14 protein-coding genes are annotated in these 18,378 nt (G+C 64.1%); 8 read left to right on the plus strand and 6 right to left on the minus strand.

Features of this window, described 5'->3' with window-relative positions; translation table 11 throughout:
* Positions 1–4 precede the first annotated feature (4 nt).
* On the minus strand, positions 5–1,570 hold the full coding sequence (peaA, locus tag ACGLHT_RS25895) for a quinohemoprotein amine dehydrogenase subunit alpha (protein ID WP_047934355.1): 1,566 nt from the start codon (positions 1,568–1,570) through the stop codon (positions 5–7).
* A gap of 492 nt (positions 1,571–2,062) precedes the next feature.
* On the opposite strand from peaA, the gene ACGLHT_RS25900 reads away from it, so the two are divergent.
* Complete coding sequence (locus tag ACGLHT_RS25900; protein WP_046614337.1) at positions 2,063–3,556, plus strand: aldehyde dehydrogenase; 1,494 nt, start codon at positions 2,063–2,065, stop codon at positions 3,554–3,556.
* A 151-nt stretch (positions 3,557–3,707) separates the two neighbouring features.
* The gene (locus tag ACGLHT_RS25905; protein WP_274119907.1) at positions 3,708–5,021 is read left to right on the plus strand and encodes a hypothetical protein; all 1,314 of its coding nucleotides are present in this window, start codon (positions 3,708–3,710) and stop codon (positions 5,019–5,021) included.
* Between the two features lie 372 nt (positions 5,022–5,393).
* Here the strand turns inward: ACGLHT_RS25905 and ACGLHT_RS25910 are convergent, their stop codons facing one another.
* From ACGLHT_RS25910 to ACGLHT_RS25925, 4 genes are read right to left on the minus strand one after another with little or no spacing between them, the layout of a single operon-like run.
* The gene (locus tag ACGLHT_RS25910) at positions 5,394–6,686 is read right to left on the minus strand and encodes an NAD(P)/FAD-dependent oxidoreductase (RefSeq protein ID WP_274119908.1); all 1,293 of its coding nucleotides are present in this window, start codon (positions 6,684–6,686) and stop codon (positions 5,394–5,396) included.
* Complete coding sequence (locus ACGLHT_RS25915) at positions 6,679–7,356, minus strand: peptidase S8 and S53 subtilisin kexin sedolisin (protein WP_137164132.1); 678 nt, start codon at positions 7,354–7,356, stop codon at positions 6,679–6,681. Before ACGLHT_RS25915 ends, ACGLHT_RS25910 begins: the two co-directional genes overlap by 8 nt.
* Positions 7,346–9,079, minus strand: a complete 1,734-nt coding sequence (locus tag ACGLHT_RS25920) for an ABC transporter ATP-binding protein (protein ID WP_274119909.1) — start codon at positions 9,077–9,079, stop codon at positions 7,346–7,348. Before ACGLHT_RS25920 ends, ACGLHT_RS25915 begins: the two co-directional genes overlap by 11 nt.
* 1 nt (position 9,080) lies before the next feature.
* A complete protein-coding gene (locus tag ACGLHT_RS25925) occupies positions 9,081–10,991 on the minus strand; it encodes a sigma-54-dependent Fis family transcriptional regulator (protein ID WP_274119910.1) in 1,911 nt (636 codons plus the stop codon).
* A gap of 566 nt (positions 10,992–11,557) precedes the next feature.
* Between ACGLHT_RS25925 and ACGLHT_RS25930 the strand changes: the two genes are divergently transcribed.
* Genes ACGLHT_RS25930 through ACGLHT_RS25955 form a run of 6 tightly spaced genes read left to right on the plus strand, consistent with a single transcriptional unit; the run spans position 11,558 to position 18,145 of the window.
* Positions 11,558–13,660: a type VI secretion system Vgr family protein gene (locus ACGLHT_RS25930; protein WP_274119911.1), complete on the plus strand. Its 2,103-nt coding sequence runs from the start codon at positions 11,558–11,560 to the stop codon at positions 13,658–13,660.
* Entirely contained in the window at positions 13,657–14,232 is a 576-nt protein-coding gene (locus ACGLHT_RS25935) for a DUF4123 domain-containing protein (protein WP_274119912.1), read from the plus strand. The genes ACGLHT_RS25930 and ACGLHT_RS25935 overlap by 4 nt, the downstream gene beginning before the upstream one ends.
* Positions 14,229–15,071: a hypothetical protein gene (locus ACGLHT_RS25940; protein WP_274119913.1), complete on the plus strand. Its 843-nt coding sequence runs from the start codon at positions 14,229–14,231 to the stop codon at positions 15,069–15,071. The genes ACGLHT_RS25935 and ACGLHT_RS25940 overlap by 4 nt, the downstream gene beginning before the upstream one ends.
* A complete protein-coding gene (locus ACGLHT_RS25945; RefSeq protein ID WP_274119914.1) occupies positions 15,064–16,938 on the plus strand; it encodes a hypothetical protein in 1,875 nt (624 codons plus the stop codon). Before ACGLHT_RS25940 ends, ACGLHT_RS25945 begins: the two co-directional genes overlap by 8 nt.
* Position 16,939: 1 nt before the next feature.
* A complete protein-coding gene (locus ACGLHT_RS25950) occupies positions 16,940–17,869 on the plus strand; it encodes a hypothetical protein (RefSeq protein WP_249352842.1) in 930 nt (309 codons plus the stop codon).
* Between the two features lie 3 nt (positions 17,870–17,872).
* The gene (locus tag ACGLHT_RS25955; protein WP_137164138.1) at positions 17,873–18,145 is read left to right on the plus strand and encodes a PAAR domain-containing protein; all 273 of its coding nucleotides are present in this window, start codon (positions 17,873–17,875) and stop codon (positions 18,143–18,145) included.
* A 21-nt stretch (positions 18,146–18,166) separates the two neighbouring features.
* On the opposite strand, the gene ACGLHT_RS25960 is transcribed toward ACGLHT_RS25955, so the two are convergent.
* The coding region (locus ACGLHT_RS25960) for a hypothetical protein (protein WP_394520638.1) at positions 18,167–18,378 on the minus strand (212 nt) is incomplete at its 5' end.

The raw sequence follows: 18,378 nt of genomic DNA on the forward strand, positions 1-18,378 counted from the left end.
GCCGTTACGGCAGCGGCGGGTTGTTCCAGCGCTGTACGGTGACGATCATGTGCCCTTCGCCAGTCTGGCCACCGTCGGCCAGGGTGGCGATGACCTTCAGGTTGCCGGCGTTGTTGGTCATCATCTTGCGCTCCGGGTTGGGGCCGGCACCGCCTGGCACGAACACGCCATCGGCCTGCATCTTCCCGGCGAACTTGACGTCTTCGTCCTCGACCGCACGCTCGTTGAACGGCTCGACCTTCCAGCTGGCCGGCAGGTAGCCGATGCGCAGCGGCTGGCCATTGGCGTCCTTGCCCCAGGCTTCGGCCTCGAAGCGGCCCTGCACCTTGGGCACCGACGCGCCGTTCTCGCCGATGCGGGCGATGGAGAACGCCGGCACCACTTTCACTTCCTCGACCTTGTCGTACACCGCCAGGTTGACGCCCTTGAGCGCCCCTACGGCGACTTCGCGCTGGCCAGGTTTGGCATCGGCCGCGGCGCGGGCCTTCACCCGTACCAGGGTTGGGGTCTGCTCCAACACCTCGGTCACTTCCACGCCAGCGCCCAGGTCCGGTTTGCCGGCCAGGCCGCTGCCGACCAAGGTGATCTCGCTTTCGCCACCGGCCTTGATGAATGCCGGTTGTACCGCCAGCAGGCGCGCCTTGCCCTCCTTCACCGCAGTGAAGTCCAGGCCACGCTCATCGTGCTCGGCCTCGAACATGCGGCCCTTCATTTCGCCATCCAGCGCGGCGAACACCTGACGCAGGTTGGCGTCGCCGACCTTGACGTTGCCACGCCATTCATAGCCGTTGTAGAGGATCGCCGAACCGCTGCCATTGAACGGCGTGCCGTCGGCATAAGCGCCCTTGACCTCGACCTTGAAGGTGTCGCCCTGGTCAGGCGTGACACTCATCACCCCGCGTACATCGCCCTTGGCCAGCATGTGGCCGCTGAATGCCCACTGGCCCGGCAGCGCATCGGCCTTGGGCCTGGCTTTCTGCCATTCGGCCCACGCCGCGCTTTCCAGCGGGTAGCGCTTGGCCAGGTCCGGCACCACTTGTTGCAGGGCGATCGGCAGCCAGTCGCGGTCACGCGCCTGGGCCTGGTATTCGAGGGACGGCCACTGGCCGAGATGGAAGTTGACCAGGTGCTCCCACTCCTTGGCCGGGCGCCGCTGCAAGGCGACACGGGCACCGGAGTGGCAACGGCCACAGGTTTCGCTGAGCTGGGTGTCGAACTGCTCGACGGTATTCAGTCGGCGCTCCATGGCATAACGCACGCCATCGGTTTCGCTGGGCGCCAGGCCCTGCTTGTCGGCCAGGTACTTGACCAGGGTGCGGCGGTCGTCGTCGCTGATCTGCAGGCCGTGCATCACCTGCATGCGGGCGATGCTCATCAGCCAGCCTTCCGGCGTCTTGCGCTGGTGGCTGATACGGCTGTAGGTGTCGTTGCCTTCGGGGATATGGCACCCCATGCACTTGTTCTGCAACAGGCTCGGGCCCTGCTCGGCCGCCATGGCCTGGGTGCTCAGCAGCGCGGCGGCGACCAGCGCCAGTTTGCCCGCATGCCGCCGGAGTCGAGTCGTCTTCAAGGTCAGACCTCCACGGTTGTTGTTCTTATCGTTTTCGCACGCTTTGGTACAGCAGGTGTGCATGTGACGGTTGTGATACAGGAACTGTGCCAGGTGCTGTAAAAGTGTTTTAAATCAAGCCATTGAGGTCAATTACCGGATAATGGCAATGCAAGGACAGCTTCTTTGAGCGTCCCATTCCGCGACTGAGTGTTTCACCTTGAGACACTGGGCCTGCTGCGCAGGCCTTTCGCGACACAAGGCCGCTCCTACAAGGGATCGCGTACGGCCTGTAGGAGCGGCCTTGTGTCGCGAAAGGGCCGCACAGCGGCCCCCGCTTTTACTGTTTCACCACCGTCTCACACCGTCTCAATGTGCAACAGCGCAACTCTGCAATCCCAACCTTGCACCAGGACAAAACCCAACCCGCTCAAGGGTTTGCAGCCATCTACCGACCTTGGCACGCCCATTGCGCCTATGCCTGTCACATCCAATGACAAGAGGCACCGTCCCATGCTTTCCGAACTGCCCATCCTGCCCGCCACCCGCGCCTTTCTCGAACGCAAGCTGAAGATGCGCATCGGCGCCGACTGGCAGGACGCCGCCAGCGGTCGCACCCTGTCGTTCCGCAACCCGGCCACTGGCGAGGTACTGGGTGAAGTGCCCGCCGCCGAGGCCGAAGATGTCGACCGCGCCGTGCGCGCCGCGCGCCAGGCCTTCGATGATTCGCCGTGGAGCCGCCTGCGCCCGCGCGAACGGCAGAACCTGCTGTGGCGCCTGGCCGACCTGATGGAGCGCGACGCCCGCCAGCTGGCCGAACTGGAATGCCTGAACAACGGCAAGAGCGCCGCCGTTGCCCAGGTGATGGACGTGCAACTGGCCATCGACTTCCTGCGCTACATGGCCGGCTGGGCCACCAAGATCGAGGGTAGCACCGTCGAAGCCTCGATGCCGTTGATGCCCAACGACCAGTTCCATGGTTTCGTGCGGCGCGAAGCAGTGGGCGTGGTCGGCGCCATCGTCGCCTGGAACTTCCCGCTGCTGCTGGCCTGCTGGAAGCTCGGCCCGGCCCTGGCTACCGGTTGCACCGTAGTGCTCAAGCCCGCCGACGAAACACCGCTGAGCGTGCTCAAGCTGGCTGAGCTGGTGGACGAAGCCGGCTACCCGGCTGGCGTGTTCAACGTGGTCACCGGCACCGGCCTGAACGCCGGCGCCGCACTCAGCCGCCACCCCGGCGTGGACAAGCTGACCTTCACCGGCTCCACCGAGGTCGGCAAGCTGATCGGCAAGGCGGCCATGGACAACATGACCCGCGTCACCCTGGAACTCGGCGGCAAGTCGCCGACCATCGTCATGCCCGACGCCAACCTGCAGGAAGCCGCGGCCGGCGCGGCCACGGCGATCTTCTTCAACCAGGGCCAGGTGTGCTGCGCCGGGTCCCGCCTGTACGTGCACCGCAAGCACTTCGACAACGTGGTGGCCGACATCGCCGGCATCGCCAACGGCATGAAGCTGGGCAGCGGCCTGGACCCGGCAGTGCAGATGGGCCCGCTGATCTCGGCCAAGCAGCAGGACCGCGTCACCGGCTACATCGAGCTTGGCCGCGAGCTGGGCGCGACCATCGCCTGCGGTGGCGAAGGCTTCGGGCCGGGCTATTTCGTCAAGCCGACAGTGATCGTCGATGTCGACCAGCGCCACCGCCTGGTGCAGGAAGAGATCTTCGGGCCGGTGCTGGTGGCGATGCCGTTCGACGATATCGACGAAGTGATCGGCATGGCCAACGACAACCCCTATGGCCTGGGTGCGAGCATCTGGTCCAACGACCTGGCCGCCGTGCACCGGATGATCCCACGCATCAAGTCGGGGTCGGTGTGGGTCAACTGCCACAGCGCCCTCGACCCTGCCTTGCCCTTTGGCGGCTACAAGATGTCCGGCGTCGGCCGTGAGATGGGGGCGGCTGCCATCGAGCACTACACCGAGCTGAAATCGGTGTTGATCAAGCTCTGATCATTTTCCTGTACCGGCCTCTTCGCGGGCTCGCCCGCTCCCACAGGTATTGCACTCCTTTCACGACCTGAGGAAATCCTGTGGGAGCGGGCAAGCCCGCGAAGAGGTCGGTACAGGCAACCCCAAAAACAACAAAAACATGGAGCACACCATGAGGCACAAACTCGCCTGCACATTGGCCCTGCTGTTCGCCGCCCCGGTCACCCAGGCCTACGAGCTGTACAACCACGACGGCACCACCCTCAACGCCGACCTCGAAGCCCTGTTCGGCGCCTTCCACAGCGACGAAAGTTTCAACCTGGCCGGCAACCGCAAGCCCGGCAGCACCGCCTGGCAGGAAGGCTACGTCAAATATGGCCTCAGCGGCAGCCAGGCCCTGGCCGACAGCGGCGCGCTCTACGGCGCCTTCAACCTGCTCAGCTCCGCCACCTGGGGCGACGGCGATGCCGCCGGCCTGACCGTGGGTGACGAGCGCCGCACCGCCATCGAAGACCTATACCTGGGCTGGCGCTCGGCCAACCTGTTCCCGGCCCTGGGCGAAGACGGCGTGGACATTTCCGGCGGCCGCCAGGTGGTGACCCTGGGCGACGGCTTCCTGATCCAGGGCGACCCGGTGAACCTGGGCAAGGTCGACCTGGGCGCCAACTTCGACCGCGGCGGCGCCTACTACCTGGCCGCACGCAAGGCCTTCGACCGCACCGCCGTGCTGCGCCTGGGCGGCAAGCAAGGCTGGCGCAGCGACCTGATGTGGCTGAAGTCCGACAACCACTACCAAGCCGACACCTCGCTGGCGGTGGCCAACCTGGAGCACGTCGCCGACGCCGGCACCGTGGGCCTGAGCTGGATCCGCGGCCTCGACGTGGACCAGCGCTACGCGCAGATCATGGGCCTGGAACACCGCGACGGCATGGACACCGCCAGCCTGCGCGGGCGTGGCAACCTGGGGGTGAAAGACCTGGAGCTGGCCGCCGAGTACGTGACCCAGGACAAAACCGGCGGGCGGGAGAACGCCTGGTACCTGGAAGGCAACTGGACCTTTTCCGAACTGCCCTGGTCCCCCACTGCCACCTACCGCTACAGCCGCTTTTCCGAAGACTTCGACCCGCTGTTCTATGGCCTGAGCCGTGGCTATGGCACCTGGTTCCAGGGTGAGGTGGCAGCCAACTATGCCGGGCCGTTCAACAGCAACAGCCAGGTGCACCACGTGGCGCTGAAGGGCAAACCACGGGACAACCTGACCGTCGGCGCGCTGTACTTCGACTTCGATACGCTCGACACCGACCAGGGCAACCTGGGCGGGCGGGAGCTGGACCTGTATGTGGAATGGATGGTCAACGACCACCTGCTGATCAGCCCGCTGGTAGGGTTCTACAAGCCGGAACGCAGCGCGGCCAATGGCGGAACGCAGCTGGGCGGGCGGGATACCGGGACCTACATGCAGTTGATCGTCGGGACTTTCTTCTGATTCGAGATCCCGGGGCTGCTGCGCAGCCCATCGCGACACAAGGCCGCTCCCACAGGTACAGCGCTGCCCTCAAGGTTTGTACCGGACCTGTAGGAGCGGCCTTGTGTCGCGAAAGGGCCGCAAAGCGGCCCCGGCAATCTCAAGCCAAACCTTGCTCCAACAACCACCGCCGCACCATCATCTGCTGCTCCCCCGCAGGAATACCGGGACTGATCGTCGGGACTTTCTTCTGATTCGAAATCCTGGGGCTGCTGCGCAGCCCATCGCGACACAAGGCCGCTCCTACAGGTACCGCGCTGCCCTCAAGGTCTGTGCCGGACCTGTAGGAGCGGCCTTGTGTCGCGAAAGGGCCGCAAAGCGGCCCCGGCAATCTCAAGCCAAGCCCTGCTCCAACAACCACCGCCGCACCATCCTCTGCTGCTCCCCTGGCAGGCCTGACAACACTGCCTCGAGAGGTCGGCCGCTACGCAGCCCCCGCACCACCGGCGCCAGCTCCACCCCCTGCAAATGCCACACCCCCAACGGCTGATCCGCCGTCACCACCACCTCGGCCTCATCCACCAGCCCGTCACGCAACACTGGCCGCCGCTCGACCCTCAGCGCGCTCCAGTCCGCCGCCACGTGCAATGCCTGCGTGTCCGGCCAATCCTGCCGCCGCGCCCAGAACGGCTGCCCCACCCGCCCCTGCTCTTGCCCATAGAAATCCCGCCCGATCCGGGCAAAACGCAAAAACAGCTGTTCGATCCGCTGCTGATGAAACTGCCGCGCCAACCCGGCCCGCTCGGGCCTGCGCAGCAAGGTATTGATCACCACCGGCGCCTGCAGCGCCGAAGACAGCGACTGGAAGATCCCGTTGCCCGACAGTGGGTCAACGGCCATCGCGGCATCGCCCACGCGTATCCAGTCCTGCCCGACGCACTCACCGGCCAGAATCGCGGTGCTGCTGCGCGCATGCACCTCTGCCGGCGCCAATGCCCTGGCATCGAACAGCTCGGCCACCAGCGCGCTGTCGGCTCGCCGCGCCGCGCAATAATCCGCCAACCCGGCCTTGCCCGGCAGCCCGGCGGCGTCCAGGGTGACTTGCCAGTAGCAGCGGCCGTCTTCCAGGCGCGCCATCCACGCCCAGCCATCCGCCAGGCTCTCCACCGCCGACGCGGGCGCCCCGGGGGCGGCCTGCCAGACATTCAGCAAGCTGACCGTCTCCGGCCCGCGCAAGCGGTCGGCAGCCAGCGGGGCCTGGCGGCCTCGGGCTTCGACCAGGAAATCGGCCTGCAGTACCTGCCCGTCGTCCAGGCGAATACCATGACCGACTTCGCGAACCACCTCACGCACCCGCCCCTCGACCACGCTCACACCCGCACGCTGAAGGTCGTCGCGCAGCGCCCGGTCAAACCTTTGCCGATCCAGCAGAAACTCCTGGTTCAGGTGCAGCTGCTGGCCGTTCCAGTGCACTTGCCGAGTCGCCGGCATCGCCGCCTGGCGCAACGCCCCGCCAAGGCCGGCGTGGCGCAGACCGTCCAGCACCCGCTGCGAAACCCCTTCGACCGCCGCGAACCGGCGCCACTCGGACACCACCGTCACCGCATAGCCCAGCCGCCGCAGGCCAATGGCCGTGGCCGCACCCGCAGGGCCTGCCCCCAGCACCACAATGCGCGGTTCAACCATGGCCGGCACCTCGTCGCTCGGGGCCGGTAAACGCCGCGTGGTGGCGCAACCAATCATGAACCTGCTGGTGGCCCATGCCCGGCTCATTACGCAGCAACGCAGCGATCCTGCCACTCAGGGCCGCACAGCCCAGGCTCGCGCCCGCCCTGCCGCCCGCGCCCACATAACCGCCAAAGTCCGCCTGCCGGGTACCCAGCCAGGACCACTCGCCCGGCGCACAGCGGGCATCGCCGGTAACCCGGATCACCCCGGGGTAGCTGGCCGGGTACACGGGCCCGCCCTGGGCCGGACTGGAGGCGCACAACAGCACACCCGCAGCCAAAGCCTCGGCGCAGGCCTGGTGCAGCACAGGCCGGTCCTGCTGCAGGCCAAGGCTGAGGTTGACCAGCGTAACCCCCGCCTCCACCAGCCACAGCAGCGCGGCCGCCACCTGCAAGGCACTGGTGCTGGCCTGGGCGCCGAAAACCTGCGCCAGCAGCACGGGCACCGGCCCGGCCTCCCGCTGCAAGCCGGCGAGCACCGCGCTACCGTGCCCAAGCTGGTCGGGCAGCATGTCACCTTCGCGCAACTGGCCGTCCTCCAGCCAGAAGCGGCGCGCGCCCAGCAAGGCGCTGGCCTGCTCCGGCGTGCAACCACTGTCGATCACGCCAACACGCACGTCAGTGCCCATGCTTGATCACCTCCTCGGGCAGCACCTGCAACTGGCCAGCGTGCAGCTGCAGATGCAGGTCGGCATCGGCCAGGGTCGAAGCACGGTGGCTGATCAGGATGCGCGTGCGGCCGGCGAACAGCTGGTCGATGGCCGCGATCACTTCGCGCTCGGTGGCTTCGTCCACCGCCGAGGTGGCCTCGTCCAGCACCAGGATCGCCGGCGCCTGCAGCACCGCGCGGGCAATGGCAATGCGTTGTTTCTGCCCGCCCGACAACTGCTGGCCACGCTCACCCAGCAGGCCGTCCAGGCCCAGCGGCAGGCTGTCGACCAGGCTGTCCAGCCGCGCCAGGCGCACCACCCGCTCCAGCTCCTCACGGCTGGCCTCGGGCACGCCGTAGGCCAGGTTCTGTGCCAGGGTGCCGCGGAACAGCACGAGATCCTGGCTGACCACCGCAATGCGCCGGCGCAGCGCAGCCAGGTCCAGTTCGCGCAGGTCGGTGCCGTCCAGCAGGATGCGCCCGGCGTCCGGGTCGTAGAAGCGCTGCAGCAGGTCGATCAGGGTCGACTTGCCCACCCCCGAGGCACCACTGATGGCTACCTTCAGGCCGCCCGGCACGCACACCTGCACGTTGTTCAGCACCGCGCCCTGGCGCCCTTCATGGGCAAAACTCACCCCCTCGAGGCGCAATTCGCCCGGGCCGTCGGGCACCGGCTGCGGGTTGGCTGCCGGGCGCACGGCCACGGCCTCCTGCTTCAGTTCCATCACCCGCCCCAGGCTCACCGCCATGCGCTGCACCGCCACGTACAGGCCCAGCAGGCTCTGCACCGGCCCTACCGCCATGCCCATGTAGGTGGAAAAGGCGATCAGCGCACCTAGTTGCCAAGTGCCCTGGATTACCCACCAACCGCCGACCAGGAACGCGCAGGCGCGGCACCAGGAGGTCAGCGTGCCAGGGATGGCCTGGGTGAAGAATTCGGTCACCTGCACCTTGAGCAGCTGGCGCATGTAGCCCTGGCCCAGCTGGTCCAGGCGCCCCGCCTCGCGGCCTTGTTGGCCGGCGGCCTGGATGAACTTCATTGCCGGCAGGGTTTCGACCAGGAACGACGACACATCTGCCGAGCGCTCACGCAGGTTGCGTACTTCGCGCTCCACCTTGCGCCGCATCCAGCGCAGCCACAGCACTTCGATCGGCACCAGCAGCGCCAGCAGCAGCGACAGTTGCCACGACAGCATCAGCATCAACACCACCGCGCCCACCAGGCCGATCACCGCCGACACCGCCGAAAACAGCGAATCCACGGCAAAGCGCTGGATTTCCGCCACATCGCCATCCAGCCGCGAAAGGATGTCGCCGATGCGCCGCCGCCCGTAGAACGTCGGTGACAGCTGCTGCAGGTGGCGGTAAAGGTCGTCACGCAGGGCAAACAGGATGCGCCCCGACAAGCGCGTGTGCAGGTAGCGGTTGACCCCGGCCAGCACGGTACCCAGCAGGCCCGCGCCGATCATGATCGCGGCCATGTGCCAGAGGGTCTGGTAATCCTTGGCCAGCAGCCCCTCGTCGATCAGCGTCTTGACCAGCCAGGGTTGCGCCAGCGCCAGCAACGAGGCGCCCAGCGACAAACCGAGCAACAGGCCGATGGCGCGTCGATGGGGGCGCACGAAACCATACAGCCAGGCCAACGCCTGGCGCATGAGCACAGGGTCGCTGGATTCCACCAGCCGGGCGAACAGGCCGCCCACGTCAGCCGCGCAACTGTTTGAGCTTGCGGTACAGCGTCGCCCGGCTGATACCCAGCGCCTCGGCCGCCGCGGACACGTTGCCCTGATGGCGCGCCAAGGCGCCACGGATCAGCTCCAGCTCGTTGTCCTTGAGGCTTCCGGAAGGCGCAGTGCCGCTGGCCAGTTCGTCCAGCAGGCAGTCGGTGAGGTGATCGAGGGTCAGCACCTGCTCGCCGTCCTCGCGCATGGCCAGCGCGGTGCGCACGACCATTTCCAGCTGGCGGATGTTGCCCGGCCAGTCGAAGCCTTCGAGCAACGCGGTCAGGGCCGGGTCCAAGGTCACGCCCCGGGCATCTGACTTGTCCAGCAGCCCCTGGATGATCGCCGCCAGGTCATCACGCTCGCGCAGTGCCGGCAGGCGCAGCGACACGCCGTTGACTCGATAGTAAAGGTCTTCGCGGAAGTGCTGCTCCTGCACCAGGCGCTTGAGGTCGCGGTGCGTGGCACAGATCAATGCCACGTCGATGTCCTGCTCGTCGCCCGCCCCCAGTGGTGCCACGCGCCGTTCCTGCAGTACCCGCAACAAGCGCGCCTGCAGCGCTAGCGGCATGTCGCCGATTTCGTCGAGGAACAGCGTGCCGCCATGGGCCTGCATCAGCCGGCCGACCATGCCGCCCCGGCGCGAACCGGTGAACGCGCCTTCACGGTAGCCGAACAGTTCGGACTCGATCAGCCCTTCGGGGATGGCCGCGCAGTTGACGGCCACGAACGGTTTGTCGGCGCGCGGGCTGGCCTGGTGCAGGGCCCGGGCGACAACCTCCTTGCCGGTACCGGTCTCGCCCAGCAGCAGCACCGGCAGGCCATTGCCCAGCCCCTGGCGGGCCATGCGCAGGTTGCGCGCCAGGCGCGGGTCGCCACCGGCCAGCGCGTCGAGCGCCGGCGACTGCTTGCCCGACGCCGGCTTGCTCACCGGCGTACTGCCGTTGACCCGGCCGTGGCGCGGCAACTGCAGGGCGCGGAAGTAGAACTCGCCCTTGGCCGTTTGCACACTGCTCACCCCGCCCTGCCACAGGCGGGCGATAAAGGCCGGTGACCGTTCACCCAGCAGGTCGCTGCTGCGCCGGCCCAACAGCTCGTGGCGCGGCACCTGCAGCAGCTGGCAGGCACTGTCGTTGGCAGCCAGCACTTCACCGTCCAGGCTCAGCGCCAGCAGGCCATGCCAGGCGCTGTTGAGGTATTGCGGGCGGCTGTGGAAGGCCAGCACCAATTGCTCCGGATGGCACAGGCCGAACATGCGGCTTTCGATGTTGCCGGCGGCCAGCATCAGCGTTGTCAGGCTGTCCTGCGGTTGCGCCATCACCCCTTCGCGGGTGATGTCGAGCACACCGATCACCTCGCCGCGCGGGTCGCGCAGGGGTACCGAGGTGCAGGAGAACGGGCTGAGGCGGTCGAGGTAATGTTCACCGCAGTTGATCAGCGTCGGCCGTCCTTCCACCACTGCCGTGCCGATGGCGTTGGTGCCACGCAATGACTCGCTCCAGCAACTGCCCGGGTGCAGGTCGCGCAGGCCCTCGCGTTGCAGCACGTGCTTCTGCCCTTCGATGGCCAGCACATTGGCCTGGGCGTCGCCGAGGATGACGATGCCGGCCTTGCCCTGGCGCGCGACCAGGTAGTCCAGTTCCGGGGTAACGGCGTCGACCAGCAGGCGGTTGCGCTCCAGCAGCATGCGCAGGTCGTGGCCATGCTCCAGGCCCAGGCCGACCTGCTCGCCCTGCAGGCAGTCCAGGCCATGGCCCAGGCTGCGGCGCCAGGAGGCATCGATCTCGTCGCGCAGCATACCCAGTGGCAGCTCGCCTTCGCTGGCCAGCCTGAGGCGGGCCTGGCGGGATTCGTGCAGCGGGTCGTGGGCGTTTGTTATTAGTTGTCGCGCCATTTTCTACTCCGGCTGTGCCCCGCTAGGTGGCGGGGAACGGGCTTGGGAATTTTCCGCAGTGTGCGGGAGAAATCCCTGGCCGTCATCAGGCTGAGGTAGAAGGTGGCATATGGTGACGTTTACGTAAAGGGACACGCAGGAGTGCCGCCTTGCTCAAGATCTGGAAGCTTGCACAAGCTTTGTGGGAGCGGGCATGCCCGCGAACACCGGCAAAGCCGGTGCCATCCACCGCGTCGCCTGCTTCGCGGGCGCGCCCGCTCCCACAGGTACTGCGCTGTCTTAGCCACCATAAAACGAAATAACTGGGCATAAGGCCGCTCCTGCAGAAACAGCGCACAACTTGTTCTCAACTACATGGCCAACCCAACAACCAAGAAAAAACACTAAATTACAAGTTTCAGAAAGTTCCTACTTATAACCAAAAACAACAACACCCTGTTTATTTAAATCCCGCCGCAGCCCGCCTACCCTGCAAGTCCGCCCTCGCCATCAACCTTACCCCAGGCCCAATCTGCACCAAGACTACGGCTGATACCGGAGCAATTCTTAACAAGGGAAAACACGCCATGTACCGACAATCTGATCTGCGCTTCAGCTTTCAACCCTTGGCTGGCGACATTCAATTCGAGGTGATTTCATTCGAACTCGACGAAGCCATCAGCGCACCATTCCAGTTGAAGCTGGAGCTGATCAGTCACGAAGATGAAGTCGACTTCGGTCAGTTGCTCGACAAGCCGGTACTGTTCACGATCTGGCAGCACGAACGCCCACTGCGCTACGTGCACGGCGTGACAAGCAGCTTCAGCCAAGGTGAAACGGGCTTTTATCGCACCCGTTACCATGCCTTGGTCGAGCCCCTCCTGGCCCGTGGCGGGTTGCGTTCGAACTGGCGAATCTTCCAGCAGAAAACCGTGCCGCAGATTCTCGAAATCATGCTCAAGCGCCAGTGCATCATTCATTTCGAGTTGCACACTTTTGGCGACCATCAGGCGCGCGAGTTCTGCGTACAGGCCGGTGAAACAGACCTCGACTTCATCGCCCGCCTGGCGGGTGAAGAGGGTTTCATCTATCGCTTCGAGCACACGCCAAAACAACACCTGCTGGTCATCACCGACCGACTGCTGGCGCTGGGGCAGATCAGCCGAGGCGCGATCAAGACCGAAGACGACGATGAAGGGCTTCCTGAAGAGGACGACGTCGGCCCCGACCAGGTGCTGTACCGCACCAACAGCGGTGGTGATCAGGCCAGGCCTTGCCTGCGCCGCCTGCGCTACAGCGAGCAGGTACGCACCGCACGACAGGTACAGCGGGACTACACCTTCACCAACCCGCAGTACCGGCAGGAACACCGCGCAGATGACAGTGGCATCGCCCATCAGTCCCAGGATTATGAGCGCTTCGACTACCCCGGCCGTTACAAGCGCGATGTGGTCGGCGTCCCCTTCACCGCCACGCGACTCACGGCCCTGCGCCATGACGCCCGTATTGCCGAGGTAAAGGGCGACGATGTGCGGCTGCAACCAGGCCTGAGCTTCACCCTCATCGAACACCCCCGCAAAGACCTCAACACACACTGGCGCGTGATGCGCGTGCATCACGAGGGGAGCCAATTCACCAGCCTGCAAGAAGAAGCTGCCGGAGCCGAACAGGGAACACGCTACTCGCAGGAAGCCGTGCTGGTGCCCGGCCGGATCGAATGGCGACCTGCGCCGCTGGGCAAACCGCGCATCGATGGCCCGCACATGGCCACCGTCGTCGGTCCACCCGGCGAGGAGATCTATTGTGACGAATGGGGACGGGTCAAGGTCAGCTTCCCCTGGGATCGCGAGAGCAGAAACAACGAGTTCAGCTCCTGCTGGGTGCGCGTATCACAAGGTTGGGCAGGCGGCAGCTGGGGCTCGATGGCTATCCCACGCATCGGCCAGGACGTGATCATCCAGTACGTCAACGCCGACCCCGACCAGCCAATGATCACCGGGCGCACCTACTGCGGGGATCAACTGCCGCCCTACGAGCTGCCGGAACACAAGACGCGCATGACCATCAAGAGTCAGACCCACAAGGGTAATGGCTTCAACGAACTGCGTTTCGAAGATGAACTGGGTCGGCAGGAAGTGTACGTGCATGCCGAAAGGAACATGAATATCAAGGTCAAACATGACCAGACCCTGAACGTCGGCAATGATCGCGCCACTGCGACAGGCCGGGACCAAAACACCAGCATTGCGCGTGACGAGACTATCGATACGGGACGTGATCGCCGCGATCATGTTCACCAGGACCGATTCACCAGCATCGACCGCAACGATATCCACTCCATTGGCAACACAAGCCGCATCACCATTGCCGCCGACCACAGCCTGAGTATCGGCGGCAATCAGTCGCTCGTCATCGAAGGTACGCGTGCCATTGAAGCCCGTACTGCACAACGCCTGCTGACCCGGTATTACATGCTTCAGGGCACGGAACGCATCCACATCCGTGGCCCGAGCGGCAAGATCATCCTCGATACCGACGGCATCACTATCGAGGCTCCCAACATCCACTTCAAAGGCAATGTCACCTACCAGACACCTGTGCAGGCCCAGGTCGAAGCCATCGAGGCCGCCATTCGAGAAGGCTCACCGCTGATTGAAGAATGCCCCTTTTCCGGGAAGGACGACGCATGAGCCTGCACCAGCAATTAAGCGAAGGCAGCCTGTACACGGGTGTCGTCAGTGCAAGCCTGTTCGTGCTTGCCGAAGCGTCGGCCAATCCGGGCCTGCTGGGCAGGCTCGAGTTCCATTCCACCCGACACCAATGCCTATGGCACCTGGACCATCACACCGGGCTGGAGAAGCATGCGCCATTACTGTTCCAGCTGACAGCAGGCAGCGAACTGGATGCCTGGCTTGGCCGCCTGGACGGGGCCTTCGCCTGTACTGTCGCCGAGACCACTCTGCCCCTCGAAGCCCTCGCACGGCACCTGCGCCGCTTTGGCAAAGTCCAGGAAGGACGACGTCGTTACTTCATGAGGCTTGGTGATCCTCGGTCGTTAAGCTTCTACGTCGGCTCACTGACGCAGCAGCCAGACACCCTGGCCCGGCTGTTCGATCACGGACGCATACGCAGACTCTACTTCCACGATTCACGAACCGGGCTTGCACTTGGCGCACAGCCGCTGTTCGAGCAAACAGAAAGCAGCATCGAACGGGAAGGCTGCCTGGCCTGGCTGCCATTGCACCACGAGGTCCCTGCATGAGCCTGCCGAGTCTGAATCTGGGTGCGCTGCAAGCTGCCTCGCTACGGTCCACCAACCGTCGACTGTCCCGCTTCCTGCTGGGGACGTTGGACAGTTCGATTGCGCGTTTTCATACCCGTCCCGAGGATGTTCCCCTGCTGGTAGCCAATGCGGGGGCTCTGGTCAGCAACAGGGGCTACACCTGCGGCAAGGAATACAGCTTGCTGGTGCTGAGCCACTTCTTGCTGGGTCTGGGCTGGTGGAACGACCCCGCAAGCGAATCGGTGTGGTCAATCCACCACGTTCCCGGCCTTACCCAGGATGAGCGACTCGACATGCTGACCGTGCGGGCAGTAGCCCACCGTATACAGTGGGAGGGTCAACTTACCCTTATGCATGACGTCACACGGCAGATTTTGCGCTTGCCCGATGACGATTGCGACCACGACCGGCAGTGGCGATCACTGGAGCAACTGATGAACCTGCGCGGCATACCAGCTGACGCGCAGCAGTCTTGCTACTGCTGCTATGAGTCGGATGCCAGCCGCCGCTATGCGCTACCCGCCATCAACCACAAAGAGCTGAACGGGAACGAGATCCTCGCCTACCGCTATTACGGAAAACGGCTACCTCAGCCGTCCGATGACCTGTACAAGCTGCCCCCGTTGCCCCGCAGCCAAGTGCTGGTGCATGTGCTCCTGGCGATCGCGTTCGGTCGACACTTTTACCTCAACCCATTGTTCACCCCTTGGGTGAAGTTGCTTGAAGCCACCGACTCTCCCCGAGAGCGCTGCAGGGTGTTGGCAGATCAACTGGCAGCCCACCAACAAGCACTCAAGGAGCCGAGTCCGCATGGTTGAAGCATCTGCTTTACAAATGCTGGGGCAAGCCGCACTCAACGGAGCGCTGCCTGTTCCACCCGACATTTGCGTACCCTGCTCCCTTCCCGGCGCGCTGTTCTCTCTCGACGGTGGTGATGGCTGCGACCAGTTGCTGGGCATACCTTCCCGCAGCGGCGTTGGCCCCACGTGGTTTCGCAACAACCCGTGGATCCGCGACTTGGCGCGCAACCACCGCGACACCTTCCTCCAGCAGGTGCTGGAGCATGCCGGCGACACGCTGGGCAATGCCTGGCTGGCGGAATTCTATGCCTTTGCCGCCAGCGAAAAGCTGCAGTTGGTGTGCATCGACGACCAGATCCGCCTCGACGAACTGCCCCCACCCGTACTCGACCACATGGGCGAGCGCAGCCAGCACGGTTATGCCTTTGCCCTGCACAGCAATTTCTTGTTCACCGACCACAAGATCTATTTCGCCACCTTCACCCATGTGCAGTGGGCCGAGGCGCAACGGGAAGAATACGTTGACGAGCACGGCACCCAGCGTATCAGCCCGCCCTATACCTGGCACACGCCCAGTGGCCTGTACCCGATCGAACAGGCCTGTGAACAGCTGGCTCGGCACTACGCCGAAGCCAAGGCCCGGGCTCGCTTCTGGCAAGGCGTCATTGGCGCGGGCGAATTCGCCCTCGGCGTGCTGGCATTCATACCGGTGGTGCGCGGCATCAAGGGCACCGTAACGCTCGGCCGCTATGCCTTCGTCGCCCTGGAGGCCGCGCTGGCCGCCGATGCCATGGTCGACGGCAGCAGCCGCATGATCACTGGCGAAGGCCTGAGTATCGGCGAGCAGTTCTTCACCGACCTGGCGCGCCTGGCCAACCCCGACACTGCCGAGGCACGTGGCAAGCAGGTATTCATGGCCATCAACCTGGCCCTGCTGCTGCCGGCCGCCATCGGCGGCGCCCGTTGGCTGATGCACAAGTTGCAGCCCGGCAGCATGACCACCGTACGCCTCGACAACGCCGCGCTGGCGCAAGAGGAAGTCCGCCGCCTCGGCAACCGCAGCGCCGGCGAAGTCACCGTACTGGAAACCCGCATCCAGCGACGCACCCGCGAGGGTGAGCTGCCGGTCACCGCCCGTGAACTGCACTCGGTGGAGCGCAATGCCAGCCTGGTCGCCCTCGATGTGGCCGGCGGCAAGGCCGACTACGCCTACATGGCCACCACCCTGCGCGACCGGCTGGTGGCCATGATTCAGCACAGCATCGGGCCGGTGCGCATGGGCGGCAGCCTGACCCGGGTCGTCGCCGATGCCGGCGAAGAAGCTCTGGCGGCGGCCCTGGTCAGCCACTGGAAGGTCAAGCCGGAGAACATCCTCGGCCTGAGCACCCACCCTTCCCGGCCCAGCCAGTTCGGTTTGAAGAACAAGAGCGACCAGGGGATCGACATGCTGGTGTACGTACCACCACCGCCCTCGATGACGGTGCGTAATCCGACGACGCTGGAAATGCGGCATCACATTGATGGGCTGAAGGGGACGGCACCCGTGGAAGAGTTGAAGTTCGAGGCTGGGACGTTGTTGGTGATTGAGGTGAAAACGACGCTTGGCAAAACCAGGACGCCATCTTTTCTAGAAACGCAACGCGTTGGAGGGTCAAGAAATTTACGACGAGTCCAGGAGCTTATAGCTAAGGACAAAGGCGCTTGGCAACTCGATAAGCTTCAAAAGCATGACCCCGGCTTCACATCAAAAGCCGGGGCGACCATGACGGCGACAGCCTCGGGAAAAGTTGAATTCCTGCACGCTCAAGTTTTCTTCGACTCCAGTGGCAAACTCAACCCACTAACCCACGCCCTCAGCGGTATACAAATTAATAACTGGAAATAACATGAAGAAAAATCGACTTCAACAAAGCCTCCGAGACCTGGACGGTTGGGCATCTGCTAACGGCAATTATCCAGCCAATTGGTTTGACGATTATTTGAACAACGGCTCCCAATCTACCCTGGCTTTTAACGCCCTATTCAGAATTGGGCTTCTCGAAATCAAAAAAGAGCTTCTACAAGCACGACTCAAAATAGCACCACCAGCACCCAAGAATTTAACGACCGGTATAGTTAGAATGATGGCCAGCGATGCAATCCTTATCGAATCACTTAAGGGCACCGGGCGAGTTGCTAATGATACGCTGGACGGCATAACACACCTCATGTTCTGCGCCATGGCTACAGGACAATTTCGACTGATAGCGCCTTTCCACCAAACCATTCTTCTAGCGTTGGAAGGCGGCTACGGCGTCGAGGATGGAAACAACCTGCCGACAGGCACCACCCTTCGCTACGCCGCCTTCGGTCTGACCATCATCGGCGACTGGCTTGGCAAACCGCTTGACCTCGACAAGCACGCCCTGCCTCGCGACCCAGCCTGGGGTCAATTGGTCGCCCATTGGCGCGAACCTGATCCCGATAAACTGGCGCCGATCCTGGTGGCCGCCTGCGATACCCATGTCCAACGCATTGCCTTGACATCCCGCGAACTTGACTCCGGCAATTTCGAATTCGGCTCCCCCTTCGAGGCCGTCTACCCCGCCGAGATCCTGGCCATTCTCAACCTGCGCCGTTCGCTGGGCCTGCCGAACCCTTCCATCGACCACCCATTGATGAAAACACCCTATGCCAGGCTGACCTGCCCGCCTGGCATGCGCTTCGAGCCGGATGAACTGCTGATGCGCTTCCTGGCTGCCGCCTGCAAACACGATCCTGATGCCGTACCGGCCGGCCTTTACGAAGCAATCCTGCAAAACAGCGCAAAGGATTGAGCGATGTCCCGACAAGGTGCGATTCGAAAAGGCGATCCCCACAGCGGGGGTGGTCGGATGGGGGAAGGAAGCGGAGTTCTTGTCAACGGGCGGCAACAATGCATTCTCGGAGATCGTGCGCCATGCGCGCTTCATGGAGGGACATTTGCGTTGGTCTCTGGCGGTGACGGTAGTGTCTTGTTCAACGGTATTTCGTTGGTGTTCGAGCCTGCAGAGCTTGCTTGTGGGTGCCAGGTTTCATCTACCTGTTCGGGACCTTATGCCAGAGAGGGCTGAACGACCTGAAGATCGTTGATTTCATGCATCGACGTCTTCGCGGGCTTGCACGATTTGAACAGCGCACGCGTTGTCTTGTTTCGCGGGCGCGCCCGCTTTCACAGGTACTGCGCTGGCTTCGAATTGGCGCTGTATATGTGGGAAATTGCAGAGAAAAAATATCGCTCGTCTGACGCGTCCTTTGTAGGAGCAGCCTTGTGCTGCGAAGAGGCCGGTACAAGCAACAGACAGGC

Source organism: Pseudomonas sp. PsB (assembly GCF_043658375.1).
GTDB classification, from domain to species: Bacteria; Pseudomonadota; Gammaproteobacteria; order Pseudomonadales; family Pseudomonadaceae; genus Aquipseudomonas; species Aquipseudomonas putida_Z.